The organism is Amycolatopsis sp. SID8362, from assembly GCF_010550475.1.
GTDB classification, from domain to species: domain Bacteria; phylum Actinomycetota; class Actinomycetes; order Mycobacteriales; family Pseudonocardiaceae; genus Amycolatopsis; species Amycolatopsis eburnea.
On record NZ_JAAGNB010000964.1, the window covers coordinates 1 to 305 of the forward strand.

The 305-nt window shown below is 76.7% G+C and carries 1 protein-coding gene; it reads right to left on the reverse strand.

The features are described from left to right. On the reverse strand, positions 1-305 hold a 305-nt coding region (locus tag G3I65_RS29505; protein WP_160698994.1), incomplete at both ends, for a KR domain-containing protein.

Here is a 305-nt window from a genome sequence, read left to right on the forward strand (position 1 = left end):
GGCGTCGAGGAAGGCGTTGGCGGCGGCGTAGCCGGCCTGCCCGGCACCACCCGCGGTGCCCGCGACCGAGGAGAACAGTACGAACGCGGCGAGGTCGAGGGAGCGGGTCAGCTCGTGCAGGGCCCAGGCGGCATCGGCCTTCGGGCGCAGGACCGCGTCGAGCCGCTCGGGGGTCAGGGAGCCGGTGACGCCGTCGTCGAGGACGCCGGCGGCGTGCACGACGGCGGTCAGGGGGTGCGCGGCGGGAATTCCGGCGAGCAGCGCGGCCACGGCCGCGGGATCGGCGACGTCGCAGGCGACGACGT